This window comes from Verrucomicrobium sp. BvORR034, from assembly GCF_000739635.1.
Taxonomy (GTDB): domain Bacteria; phylum Verrucomicrobiota; class Verrucomicrobiia; order Verrucomicrobiales; family Verrucomicrobiaceae; genus Verrucomicrobium.
This window is the reverse complement of the sequence record NZ_BATQ01000163.1, coordinates 26,232-38,846: the sequence shown is the minus strand read 5'-3', so window position 1 is coordinate 38,846 and position 12,615 is coordinate 26,232. Positions and strand designations below refer to the sequence as shown.

Here is a 12,615-nt window from a genome sequence, read left to right as displayed (position 1 = left end):
AAACAAGGCATTGGGGCAAGCGTTTCCTTCGCCGCCCTATGACAAAGCTTCCTATAACCCGTCGGTCCATCGTCCTATGGGTCGCTGCCTCGCTCCCGGTGACGCTCTCTGCGAAGGTGGAGTTCAAGTCCGAAATCCTTCCCATTTTGGAAACGAAATGTCTAAAGTGTCACAGCGCGCCGCACGAAGAAGGCGGAAAGCTGGTGAAACCGAAGGCGGAACTCCGCCTGGATGCGGCCTGGGCGATGCTCAAGGGCGGCGAGAGTAAGCGTCCCGCTGTGGTCGCCAAAGAAGTTGCCAAAAGCTACTTGTTTGAAGTGCTGACGCTTCCCAAGGACGATGACATGTTCATGCCGCCCAAAGGCGATCCGGTCACCGCAGAGGAGATGGCCAAGATCAAAACTTGGATTGAGGAGGGGGCGGACTTTGGTGGTTGGGAAGGAAATGTCGCGGGCAAGCCAGCAGATCCTGCTGCATCTGGCAAGGTGGCGCAGAAAGAGCGGGAACATGATGTCCTCTACAAGGCGATCGCCGAAGGTCTGCAGCCTGCCAGTGCTGAGGCACTGAAGAAGGCCAAGGATGCCGGTGCCCAAGTGAGCCCGCTCATGGTGAACAGCCCGCTGCTGCGAGTGGACTTCCTTACCGGCGTGAGCCGTTGTGACGACGCCAGCATTCAGAACCTGCTGGTGCTTAAAGAGAACGTGGTACACCTGGACCTCGCCCGCACGGCCGTGACGGATGCAGGTCTAAAGACCGTGGTGCAATTTCCCCGCCTCACCCGCCTGGATCTGCGCAAGACCAAGGTGACGGACAAGGGAGTGGAGCAACTTGGGGCTCTGAAACATCTCACCTACGTGAACCTCTACGGCACTGAGGTGACGGATGCCTCGCTGGCCACCCTGGCTGGCATCAAGACCCTGAAAAACATCTATCTTTGGGAGACCAAGGCGACGGATGCAGGCGTGGCCAAACTCAAGGCGGCGCTGCCCCAGGCGGAGATTGTTCACAATGTGGTTATCGCAGCCCCTGAAGGAGCCGCCCAGGAGGATACTCAGGGCAAACGCAAGAAGAACAACAAGTAGGGACAACTGGGGGGCGGCGGAGTGACGTGAAGAGGGGTTGTGTTTCGACGGAGTTGCAGGATCGTAGCCTGTCACCGTCGAAGCTTCCCTTATGAAAACCCGCCGCAAACTCCCCATCTTCCCGGCCGCATTTTTTTGCGATCCTGGCCACGATAGGCACTCTTCTCGTTGCCGGGCAGGAAGTTCCTGCGACGCCCGCCACGGCACCCGCAACTCCGACTCCTGCGGCGGTCAAAGAAGACACTCCCAAGGAATCTGCCAAACCTGGGGAGCCGGGCGATGGAAAGAAGGATGAGGTGGCAGCAACCCCGCCCGTCACCACGGAGGCCGCCAAGCCCCTGCCCAAGATGCAGGACTTCGTGCTGCCGCCCCGCGTCAAACCGCCCGCGACCAAAACGGGTGAGTACACGGGCAAGGTGGTGGTCATTCCCATTGGTGAAGAAGATCTCATCAGCCCGGCGCGGTTCGAATACATGTCCCGCACCATGAAGCGGGCGACCGAGGAGGGCGCAGAGGCGGTGGTGTTTGATCTGGACACTCCCGGTGGCCTCGCGTGGCATACGACCACAGTGGTCATGAAGGACCTTCAGGAACTGACGCCTCGCAGCGTGGCGTTTGTGAATCCCCGTGCGCTTTCTGCCGGGGCCATCATCGCGATGGCGACGGACGCTGTGTATATGAGCCCCGCGAGCAGCATCGGCGCAGCAACTCCAGTCTCAGGTGGCGGCGAGAAAATGGACGATGCGGAGCGTGCCAAGATGAACTCCGCCTTCATGGCCATGGCGCGCACCGCCGTGAAGAGCAAAGGCCACAACCCAGAGATCATCGAGGCCATGATCGACAAGGATGTGGGATTGAAAGTTTCCGGTGTGGAAATCTGCCCCAAGGGCCGCATTCTTACCCTGGACCAGCAGGAGGCCACGAAGACCTATGACGGGAAGCCGCTGCTGGCCAAGGCCATCGTGCGCAACCTGGATGAACTGGTGAAGCAGGAAGGCTTCAAAGGTCCGATGATCAAGGCTGAGCCCAAGGGGTTTGAGCTGGTGGCCATTCTGATCACCAAGTACGCCGCCATCCTGTTGCTCGTGGGGATCGCCGGCGGCTACCTGGAAATGCAGCATCCGGGGTTTGGCATTCCCGGGATCATTTCCGCGACCGCTTTCGGCCTGTTCTTCTTTGGGCACTATGTGGCGGGCAGCCTGGTGGGATATGAGACAGTCTTTATCTTCTTTATCGGCGTGCTCTTCTTGATCGTGGAGCTGTTTGTCTTTCCTGGGCACCTCATGTTCGGACTGGTGGGCCTGGTGCTGGTCATTGGATCCATCATCTACACCATGTCCGGCTGGGATGTGAACGTGCCCGAAGGCGGCACCTTCCCGGTGCGGTTCGAGGACTATGTGGTGGCCCTGCGCAATCTGGGGCTGGCCTTCACCGGGGCCCTGCTCTTGATCATCATCTTCATGCGCTACTTCCCCTCCGTGGGCCCGTTCCAGAGGCTGATCCTGCAGGCCGCCGTGGGCGGTGAGCAGGACTCCATTGAGGGCCATGGCCAGAGCCGTGCCGCCTCGGTGGCAGTGGGGACCTCCGGTACCACCCGCAGTGCCATGCGCCCGTATGGGCATGTGGACTTTGGCGAGACCACCATCGAAGCGATGGTGGAGGGGGACTACATCGCCCCTGGGACGTCCGTGAAGGTGAAGTCCGTGACGGGCAACCGGATCATTGTCCAGAAGGCGTAGGGCGGGGATTTTTGATTTGCGATTTTTGATTTTGGATTGGTGATTTTCGAATGCTCGGCCCTCCGGGGTTCAGGTGTGATTAGTTCGAAGTTGATCCCTGCAGGGGATCCGTAGCACAGCCCACCGTTGACGAGCTTCAAGCGAGTCAACGCTGAAAGCGTTGTGTAGATGCTGCGTCTCCTGAAGTGCTTGGCGGGCACCAGGGGGCGTCAACTTGATGGGCCTACCACTCCGTGGTAGATGGCAAGCGGGAGATGCCCATGGGCAGTCCTCTCCCGCCTTGCGGGATCGGCCGGCCCATGGCTTTTCATGGCGAACCCTCCGGGTTCAATGCGCCCTGCGACACGAGAGATCACGTTTGAATGTGATTCTTCAAGTCGGCGGTATAGGCGGAGCCGCTGCTCGAAAAGCCGCACCTCGGAGCAATGCGGATTTCCAATCGCAAATCAAAAATCAAAATTCCAAAATCAAACTGGCCTATTTCCTGAACCCGAACTCAGTCGCCAAGGCCAGGCATTCAGCCACAGGGCGCAGGCCGGCAGAAGGCGTGGGGTCGGCCAGCGATGCCGCTGCCGTGCAGACGGCCAATTGCAGACGCTCGGCCAGGGAAAGCTGTTCATGCAGGCCGTAGAGCAGGCCGGCGGCAAAGGCATCGCCCGCGCCGGTTGCCCCTTTGCTGTAGCCGGGTGGGATGAGCAGAGAGGGCTGGTGGAGCCTTTCACCTGAAATGGTGACCGAGGCGCAACCGTGCTCCGTATGAACGGTCACGGATTGACGTACGCCCAGACTCAGGAGATCCGAAGCGGCACCCAAGAGCGCTTCCGGCTGATCAGCCGGAATGCTCCGGTGCAGCACGCGGGCAGCTTCCACTTCATTCAGCATGAGGTGATGCGTGTAGGGCAGGGCGCTCAGGGCAATTTCCCTGAACTGGGGATGCTCCGTGCTGACCATGTCCACACTGGTCTCGAGGCCGGCGGCCACGGCCTTTTCCAGCAGGTGGGAGGCTTGCGTGCGGCCGTCCGGTGCAAAGGAATCCAGGGTGTCCAGCAGCATGAGGTAGCCCAGATGAAAGATGCGGGCGGAACTGATGCGGAAGTCCACATGCGGCACATCGAAGAGCGCATTGGCTCCGCGCTGGTGAAAGAACGTGCGCCGTCCCGTGCCGGCCACGGTCATGGCGTCGGTGTAGGAGGTGGCGCGTTCCTTCGTGGCATGGAGTTGGACTGTGTCAATACCATGAACCCGGCAGTCCTCGCGGATCCAGCGTCCGTTGTCGTCCTCGCCCACCATGCCGGCGGCAGCCAGGGGGAAGGACGCCCCCATGGCGGCGAGGTCCTTGAGCACGTTGTACGGACCGCCGCCATTGGCCTGGGTTTGGCCCAGGATGCTGGCGAGCATGTCCTGGTCCGGGTAGGCGTCGATGATCTTCACGTGGTCCACGATGAAGTTCCCGCCCGCTAGCAGGCCGCTGCGTGAGGGGCTCATGACAGACCGGGGATGGGGACGACGGTGCTGGTGCGCTGGGACTCCAGGGCGGCGGCAAAGATCTCGTGTGTGGCCACGGCTTCCTCCGGCGTGGCGCAGCCAAACCGACCCTCAAGCAGGCCTTCACGCTCCATGAGATAGGCGGCCCACATCTGCTGGATGACGTCTGGGAATCCGGGTTCGAAGATGCCACCGGTGACGGCCTTGAAGGGCGTGCCGAAGCCGAGCTCAGTCTTCTTCCACCACTGCTCCTTACCACGCTCAAAGACCCAGAGGGTCTTGGGCTCGGCCGTGCTGAAACGGACGCCGCCCTCAGTGCCCAATATTTCAATGAACCAGGTATTGGTGGCCCCTGGGGCGAGACGTTTCATTTCAAGACGCAGCGGCACCTCGTCGCCGCCGATAGTGGTCCAAGTGTGAAGCAGGGCGTTGTCCCAGGTGTCACAGACGGCCAGTCCACCCTTGCCATCCGGACGTTGGGGATAGCCTTTCTGCAACTGGGCGAAAACGCGGGTGGGATTCCAACCGAGGCGCAGGGGCAGGTGGCACGCGTGCATGCCGAGGTCATTGAGCGCGCCGCCTTCGCCGCAGAACTGGTTCATGCGCTTCCAGTTGGCGGCTTTGTTTGGATCCAGATCGCTGCTGTGATGAAAGCCGGAGACCACCTCAAGCACGCGGCCCAGGGTGCCGCTACCGGCTAGACTGAGCGCCCGTTGCGCTCCGGGGAAGAAAGGCATCTCGGAACTGCAGCGGACAAAGCGGCCGCTGGAGCGAACGCCTTCCAGAATGCGCTTCGCGGAGGCGAGGTCGATGCCGAAGGGTTTCTCGGCAAAGAGATCTTTCCCGGCGGCCAGCACATCGAGGTAGATGGGTTCGTGGAGATGATGCGGCACGGCCACATACACCACATCCACATCAGGGCTGGCGAGCAGCTCTTTATAGTCCCCCGTACGCAGCGTGCACGAGGGAATGATGTCAAACCAACCCAGGGTGGCGGGGTTGAGATCTGCCACTGCGGTGAGCACGGGACGCACGCTCACATCGGTGAGGGCGCACCAGCGCGCGAACGCGCTGGCCATTTCCCGGCCCATGAGGCCGCCGCCAATGATGCCAATCTTGATGTCTTTCATGCGGTGCAGCAGGCGGGCGTTAGATTTTGGTCAGGGCTTCATCCACACTGGCTCCGTCATGCACCATGGACATGAGGGCCTGGGTGATGCCCTTGGGGTTCGGGTGCTGGATCACGTTGCGACCGTACACGATGCCGGATGCTCCTTGCTCGAGGAGGCCCTGCGTGCGCTCCAGAATCTCACGATCACTCACCCGGCCACCGCCGCGGACCAGCACGGGAATGCCGCCTGCGGTCTCCACCACCTTGTGGTATACGCTCACGTCGTCAGTAGGATCCGCCTTGATGATGTCCGCACCGAGTTCCACAGCCTGGCGCACCAGGTACATGATCTGCGTGAGGTCGCCGTTGACCATGTAGCCACCGGCTTTCTCATTGGGCTGAAACACAAGTGGCTCCACCATCATGGGGATGCCGTAGTAGTCGGCCTGGGGCTTGAGCCGAAGGATGTTCTCCACGCACTCGGCATGCACTTCCGGGGCTCCGGGGATCTGGAAGAGATTCACGCACACGCAGGCCGCATCGAAACGCACGGCCTGGAGCATGGTTTCTTCGATCATCAGGCTGAACCGGGTCTCCGGCAGTTCCTTGCCATAGATGTTGGCCACGTCCGTGCGCAGCACCAGTGATGGCTTGTGCCGGCCGGGGATCTCCTGAAGGTGGCGGGCCTGCCCCAGCGTGAGCTGGATCGCGTCCGGCGCTGCATCCACGAGGGTCTTCACCACCGTGCGCATGTCTTCAATGCCCTGAAGGAAGCCGGGCTGGTTGAAAAAGCCGTGATCCACGGCGACGTCGAAACAGCGGTTGGACTTGGCGTTGAAGAGGCGATTGAGGCGGTATTGTTTCATGGAGCAGGTTGGGAAAGCGGGAAGGGGCTTTGGATGGGGCAGACGGTGGCAGTGGCTGTGGCTCAAACTCTGGTCTTACTTGATACCCATAAGGTGCTTCAAGATGTAAAGTTCCAGGGCCTCATAATCACGGCCGTCGCGGTACTGCTGGACCAGGCCGTTGTCGAGTGAGCGGACCTTGTCCACCAGATGGAGGAAGATCTCACGGCTGTTCTTCAGGTGGTCGGTCACCGGGCAGCCGCGCTGGGTGCGGATGGCCTTCACATCCAGGCCGATGAATTCACCCCGCTGGCCGTAGCCGGCCTCCTCCAGGACACGCACCTGGTTGAAGGCGGCGCGGAGGTTGGCACCGCCGAAGTTCTTATCCTGGTCGTACTTGAGGCCGTTCTGGTCGTTCAAGTGCACGCTGGCCAGCTTGTCGTGGGAGAGGGCGAAGGCCATCTCATCGCTGGGGTCAAGACCGGCGAGCAGGGCGTGGGCGCTCTCGATCAGGCCTTTGACCCGCTTTGGATCGCTGGAGGCATAGGAAAGGGCGACGGCATGGCCGATCGTGGGGACATAGGCCTGATCCGTGGGCTCATTTGGCTTGGGCTCGATCCAGATCTCGATCTCCTTGTCGTAGTCCAGCATGGCGTTCACCGTCTCCAACAGGCGCTGGTAGGCCAGGCGGGCATCCTTGGACTCGCGGATGTAGGAGCCCTCACGGGCGAGCCAGAGGACGATCGCCTTGCAATCAATGGCCCGGGCGATGTCGATGCACTTCTTCGTGCGGTCCCAGGCGTAGGTGCGGTCGCTGGCGCTGTTGGAGGTGTAGGCACCATCCGTGGTTTGTTCCGCGAACCAGAGGCGGGGCGCGACAAATTCCGGGGTGAGGCCCTGGTTGGCCAGGATAGTCTTCACCTCGGCCGCCTTGGCGGAAATCTGGTCCGGGCTCAGGGTGTCCATGCCTGGGACCACGTCGTCATCGTGGAACTGTACGCCTTCAAAACCCAGCGGGCGGTAAAGGGCGTATTTTTCCTCGTGCGGGAAGGGGCTGCGGACGTCAACGCCGAAGGGGTCCGAACCTTCGCTGATGTTCCAAGGGCCGAAGGAGAAGCGGTACTGGGTGGGATTGCTCATGCCGGGACGATGGCCGGGTCTGGAGGCGGGCGCTACGCTCCCAGACTCAGGGGCTGCGACTATTGTCTCAATTTTCGTGCTGTACACCGTCATTCGGGGATGGAAGTGACATGAAACGGTGGAATTGTGACGGGTGTGGGCCGGGCTCCTGGATGGGCTCCTCCTCCGTGTCCCCCTTTCCGCTTTTTCCCACCATGCAGGTTCTCCGAGAGAAAATCGACTTCCCGCCCGGCCAGTCCTTCCGGGTTATCCGCTGGTCGCGGAATCTCAGGGAGGTGGAATGCGTGCTTGCCCCGGGCAAGGCACAAAAGATCGCGGGTGAGGGCACGCACTGGCACTACCACACGGAGATGGAACTGACCCTCTTCACCAGCGGGGCAGGGATGCGCTTCGTGGGGGATCACATTGGCAGTTTCGCGGGAGGGGATCTGGTGCTGCTGGGGGCGAAGCTGCCGCACTACTGGCACACGAAGGAAGCCTCGTCGGGCGTCTCAGTGCAGTGGCATTTCCCCGAGAGTCATCCGTTCTGGGCGTTTCCTGAAACCCTGAAGCTGGCCGGGCTTTTCAAGAAAGCTGGTCGCGGGCTCCGCTTCAGCGGGCGCACTGTCAAAGCAGCGGCCGGACTGTTGCAGGAACTCACGACCGCCGATGGTGTGGAACGTCTCGCCTTGCTGCTCAAGCTGCTGGCGCTGCTCTCACGGGCTGCCGAGCAGGACCGGAGCTCCCTCTCCGTGCGTTCCTTTGCCCTGCCCATGGAGTCGCACTATCAACAGGCCATTCGGGATGCGGTGCGACATCTCATTGCCAACTTCCGCCAGGAGGTCCGGCTGGAGGAGGTGCTGGAACTGACCAATCTGAGCCGGCCCACCTTTGCCCGGCAGTTCAAGAAACACTCCGGCCGGACCTTCAGTGAGTTCCTGAACCGCCTGCGTCTTCAGGCTGCCTGTCGCGAGCTGGTGGAGAGTGACCGGAGTGTGCTGGAGATCTCCGGCGAATGCGGGTTCTCGCAGATCTCGTTCTTCAACCGGATCTTCAAGCGGGTGCACAAGTGCAGTCCGACCGAGTGGAGGAAGAGGAGAGTTCGGTAAGTCAGTGGGCAGTGGGCAGTGGGCAGCGCGGTGAGCTGTAGGGCGAGCGCTCCGCTTGCCGCGAACGGCTCCTGAGGTGGCAAGCGAGGCGCTCGCCCTACAGTCCAAGAGGTTTGGGAGTGGGAGCGTGATCAGGGCGTCATGAGTGGCTTGTCTGACGCACTGAAGTGCTGCACTCCTTTGCTTCGCTGCAGCGGGCGTCGTCCGGCTGTCCTCAGCCGGTTGGGTGAGCGGAGTTTGATGGCGTCTGAGATCTGTCAGCGTTTTGCCGCGGAGGACGCTGTAGGGCGAGCGCTCCGCTTGCCGCGAACGGCTCCTGAGGTGGCAAGCGGGGCGCTCGCCCTACAGACCAAGAGGTTTGGGAGTGGGGGCGTGATCAGGGCACCATGAGTGGCGTGTCTGACGCACTGAAGGGCAGGACTCCCTTGCTTCGCCGCAGCGGGCGTAGTCCGGCTGTCCTCAGCCGGTTGGGTGAGCGGAGCTGGATCGCGTCTGCCATCCAGCAGCATTCTCACCGTCCAGCACGCTCACTCAGGTCTTCTGTCTTTTGTCTTCTAATCTTTGGTCTCCCGCGAAGCGGGCTCCACATCCTTCACCTTCACCCGCAACAGAGGCGGGGTATTGCTGCCGCTTTCCTTTGTGGCAAAGGCGTGAGCCATGCCGTCGCGCGCGGATTCATCGGTCTCGCGGCAGATGATGAAAGTCACCAGCCCATTGGTGTCGTTCTGCAGGAACTTCACAAGCTCCTGGCCCTTGATGGAGCGGGTTCCGCGGCTGACCCCCTGGGCGATCTGGAAGCGACCGAGTAGGGCGGCCTTCTTCGGATCGGGAAGGTGGTGCTTGCCGGCGTCGGTGGCGACATTGTGGGCGGGAGCTTCCTTCCAGGTGAGGGTGTTTTCGCTCCAGTTGTCCTCCGACTCATCGGTGAGCCCGTACACGGCGAAGGTGCTGTCTGGCACGAGGGTGGCGAAGCCGAGATCGCTGGGTTCGATGCTTAACACCAGCTCGGCATCCTCCTTGAGGTCATCCTTGAACTTGCCAAGGTCGAAGCACACGTAGCCTTTGCGGTCGAGCTCTGGGGAGAAGCTGCTGCGTTTCACCCGGAAGTACGGATCCTTGCCGAAGTTCTTCGATTTGGGATTGCCCTGGATGTAGGTGTCCTTGCCACGGCCATAGGCGGTGGAAACGATCTGCCAGCCACCGCCCGCATCCAGAATGATGTTGGGCTGCCAGCGGCGGGACTCAAGCTCCACGGTGGAGGGATTGGGAGAAGGCGTCAGCTGGCTGCGACGGATACCGGTATCCACGCTCTGACCGCCGCGCAATTGTTTGGCTTCGCCGGTGGCCTTGGGGCTCACTTCCACCAGGCCGTCCAGCACCTTCACCAGATACTTGCCATCCTCACCGGCACTGACACCGAAGCGGGTGCCGTAGTCCACCACCTTGGCGTCGGGCGTGTCTACGACGAAGCCGATGGCGCTGGGGGGCACATCGGCCATGAGGGTGCCTCTGACCAGCCGGCACGCCTTGGCATCGACGATCTCCAGCGTGGCCGGGGCCTCCATGACGATTTCTGCGCCGCTGTCGAACTTGAGCGTGGCAAGGCCCTCGGCGAGTTCCAACATGCCTGCGGCCACGCGTGACCCTTCGGCAGTGGGCAGGGTGCTGCCCGCCCATTTGCAATCGCGGGCCTTGATGACTGTGGCCACGGTGAGAGTAGTTCCGTCGCCCGTGCGAGGGGTGAGCTGCCAGTTCCAGACGGCACCCACAATGCCCAGGACAGCGATGCCTGCGGCCGCCGCAAGGGCGGAGGGCAGCCAGGGGGTGCGCGAGACAATGCTCCTGCCAGGGGAAATCTTCGCGATCGAGGGCGGGGATTCGCCAGCCAGTTGCTTGAGCAGATGGGTGTCGAATTTCAGTTCCGCATGCTGGTGGAGCGCCGCGGCAAACAAGCGGCGCGCTTCCTCATCAATGCGCAATCGCGTATTGAGTTCCTCCTTCTCAGCCGCAGTCAGCTTTGCCGTCAGGCTTCTCTCGCAGAGCTCAAGCAGGTGCCAGCGTTCGGAGTCGCTCATCGGTTGGTCATTCATGGGGTCACCGCCTCATTGGCGTTGGGTTGCAGCTGCATCTGCCGGGCCACGCAGTCCAGCAGGGCCATGCGCACACGACTCAGGGCGCGGTACACGGCCCCCGGAGTACTTTGGATGCGGCTGGCCACCTGATCCACCTCGAGATCCTCATAGTAGCGCAGCAGAATGAGCTGGCGGTGCTCCTTGGGCAGCTTGAGCAAACAGGCCTGAAGGGCATCCCGGCGGTGATCGCCGCCGTCTGTGGCCAGCTTTTCCACCTCGTGGCCGATCGCCTCCAGGACGTCATCTTCCAGCGGGAGGTGCTCCTTTTTCTTCTCCCTCCGGTAGGTCAGGATCTGGTGGAAGGCCACCTTCCGGGACCAGGCGAGGAAATTCGTGCCCAGCTCAAACTGGGAGAAACTCCGCCACATGACCATCTTGGTCTGCTGCAGAATGTCGTCCGCATCGGCCGCCAGAGGCACGAGGCTGTACACATACACCCCCAGCGCACGATCGTGCTGGGTGAGCAGGGTGAGGAATTCGGTCGTGCGGTCGGCGGACTCCATGCGGGCGGAATCAGAGGGTGGCAGGGCTTGAAAGAAGAGACTATCACCCTAACTAGGCCGGAAGGCGCGGGAAATTGGACAGGAAAGTTGAGGTGTGCCGCAAGCGGCACGTTGAGACGCGGCCACCGGGGCGGCCGCTGGTTGAGACGGCTTCGCCTGGTTGAGGCGCTGCCGCTGGTTGAGGCGCTGCCGCTGGGCTGGGGGGGGCCGCTGGGCTGGGGGCCGCTGTAGCGCAGATTGGCAGTCGGCACCAGGTGGCCGGAGCGAGAGAATGCGTATTCTCACACGAAGGCACAAAGGCACGAAGAGGTGAGGCATGGCAAAGGAGGCGGGGGTTCCCAGCCCCGCTCAGTCGCACGGCCTCACCATGTCTCAATCTCCCAAACGTGGCCGGGGGATCACGGCTCGATCAATGTCATTGCACCTCTTCCGCTCAAAGCCCGCCGTAAACTGCCGGGTCGGGCACGATCTTCACCGTTGCCGTGGCCGGGTCACGCCGCTCGATCACAATGCCGCTGCCCAAGGGGATGGTGCCGCGATCCGTGTTATCGCCTCCCACCAGCTTCCAGCCAGCGGTCAGGGGTGGGGCATCTGGAGTGTAGAAGTACTTCTTGTATCCGGTGCTCGTGGTGTTGGGGATCCACACCAGATCGGCCGTAGCGCTGTCGCCCTGCCGAATCTGATCCTGCAGCGTGCTATTGGCCAGGGTAACGCTGACCGGTTGGTTCACGCTCACGGGGTTCTGCCCGGGCTGGACCACGTAGTGGGTGGGGCGTGTCCGGAGTTCGCCCGCGAAGGTGAGGTTCAGACTGGTGAGCCAGCGGCGGGTGATGGTGAGGGCGTCCACATGGTACACCGGGGTGGCGGAGGCATCTGCGGTGCCCGTGGCGGAGTTGCGCCAGCCAGCCGGGCTGGAGGTGCTATAGAAGATCGTCTGCGTGCCGCCCTGGCCGTCGGGAATAACGATGGTGTCCGCACTGCTCGCGCTGCTGCCCGTGCGCAGGCCGGCGGAATTGGTGGCCCCAAAGAGGCTGGCGATCGTGTGCAGCGGCCGGATGGCGTAGGTATCGCCCGCCGCGCTGTACAGGGAGAGGTCATCCTCGGTGGTGATCGAGTTTGCCGTGAAGGCGGTCACGGTGGAGGCCATGCCCTGGTGGGCACCGCTGGTGATCTCCACCCAGTACTCTGTACCTGCCGCGAGCGTGCTGGTGAAGTCCACGTCCGTGTCAGTCAGGGTGTTGGCGGCAGTGCTTTCCAGATGTCCCGCGATGGCGGTGGGCCGCACAAAGCTGACCCCGAGGAGCCGGGAGGACAGTGCTCGCACCGTGACCTTGTGAAATCCGGCCAGATTGGACTGGGCGGTGGTCACCTCCTGCGCCTGAGCCTGCGCTCCGGGGAACGCCGGGAGCAGGCACGTCATCAGGGCCAGACCCATGACAGTGGGGAGAGCGGGGCGGGAGGAGAGGGCGCGCAGAGGCTTCATCGGAGCG

General features: G+C 62.2%; 10 protein-coding genes. 3 read left to right on the top strand and 7 right to left on the bottom strand.

Features of this window, described 5'->3' with window-relative positions; genetic code table 11:
* Positions 1-38: 38 nt before the first annotated feature.
* Together BV034_RS28285 and BV034_RS28280 are read left to right on the top strand one after the other, a co-directional pair.
* Complete coding sequence (locus BV034_RS28285; RefSeq protein ID WP_081888172.1) at positions 39-1,082, top strand: c-type cytochrome domain-containing protein; 1,044 nt, start codon at positions 39-41, stop codon at positions 1,080-1,082.
* 296 nt (positions 1,083-1,378) lie between these two features.
* Positions 1,379-2,821: an NfeD family protein gene (locus BV034_RS28280; RefSeq protein WP_265593565.1), complete on the top strand. Its 1,443-nt coding sequence runs from the start codon at positions 1,379-1,381 to the stop codon at positions 2,819-2,821.
* Positions 2,822-3,298: 477 nt separating this feature from the next.
* On the opposite strand, the gene BV034_RS28275 is transcribed toward BV034_RS28280, so the two are convergent.
* The 4 genes from BV034_RS28275 to BV034_RS28260 all read right to left on the bottom strand — a co-directional run bounded on the left by BV034_RS28275 (position 3,299) and on the right by BV034_RS28260 (position 7,402).
* Positions 3,299-4,306 carry a carbohydrate kinase family protein gene (locus BV034_RS28275; RefSeq protein WP_050030303.1) on the bottom strand — a complete coding sequence of 336 codons (1,008 nt, stop codon included), beginning with the start codon at positions 4,304-4,306 and terminating at the stop codon, positions 3,299-3,301.
* The gene (locus tag BV034_RS28270) at positions 4,303-5,436 is read right to left on the bottom strand and encodes a Gfo/Idh/MocA family oxidoreductase (RefSeq protein ID WP_050030302.1); all 1,134 of its coding nucleotides are present in this window, start codon (positions 5,434-5,436) and stop codon (positions 4,303-4,305) included. Before BV034_RS28270 ends, BV034_RS28275 begins: the two co-directional genes overlap by 4 nt.
* A 19-nt stretch (positions 5,437-5,455) precedes the next feature.
* The gene (locus tag BV034_RS28265) at positions 5,456-6,283 is read right to left on the bottom strand and encodes an aldolase (protein WP_050030301.1); all 828 of its coding nucleotides are present in this window, start codon (positions 6,281-6,283) and stop codon (positions 5,456-5,458) included.
* A 75-nt stretch (positions 6,284-6,358) separates the two neighbouring features.
* Complete coding sequence (locus tag BV034_RS28260) at positions 6,359-7,402, bottom strand: TIM barrel protein (RefSeq protein ID WP_050030300.1); 1,044 nt, start codon at positions 7,400-7,402, stop codon at positions 6,359-6,361.
* Between the two features lie 194 nt (positions 7,403-7,596).
* On the opposite strand from BV034_RS28260, the gene BV034_RS28255 reads away from it, so the two are divergent.
* Positions 7,597-8,490, top strand: a complete 894-nt coding sequence (locus BV034_RS28255) for an AraC family transcriptional regulator (protein WP_265593564.1) — start codon at positions 7,597-7,599, stop codon at positions 8,488-8,490.
* Positions 8,491-9,044: 554 nt separating this feature from the next.
* On the opposite strand, the gene BV034_RS28250 is transcribed toward BV034_RS28255, so the two are convergent.
* From BV034_RS28250 to BV034_RS28240, 3 genes are all read right to left on the bottom strand, one after another.
* Positions 9,045-10,580: a DNRLRE domain-containing protein gene (locus tag BV034_RS28250; protein WP_050030298.1), complete on the bottom strand. Its 1,536-nt coding sequence runs from the start codon at positions 10,578-10,580 to the stop codon at positions 9,045-9,047.
* Positions 10,577-11,125: a sigma-70 family RNA polymerase sigma factor gene (locus BV034_RS28245; protein ID WP_050030297.1), complete on the bottom strand. Its 549-nt coding sequence runs from the start codon at positions 11,123-11,125 to the stop codon at positions 10,577-10,579. The genes BV034_RS28250 and BV034_RS28245 overlap by 4 nt, the downstream gene beginning before the upstream one ends.
* Before the next feature lie 433 nt (positions 11,126-11,558).
* Positions 11,559-12,608 (bottom strand): TIGR02597 family protein, encoded by a 1,050-nt coding sequence (locus tag BV034_RS28240; protein ID WP_050030296.1) that lies wholly within the window; start codon positions 12,606-12,608, stop codon positions 11,559-11,561.
* Positions 12,609-12,615: the final 7 nt, after the last annotated feature.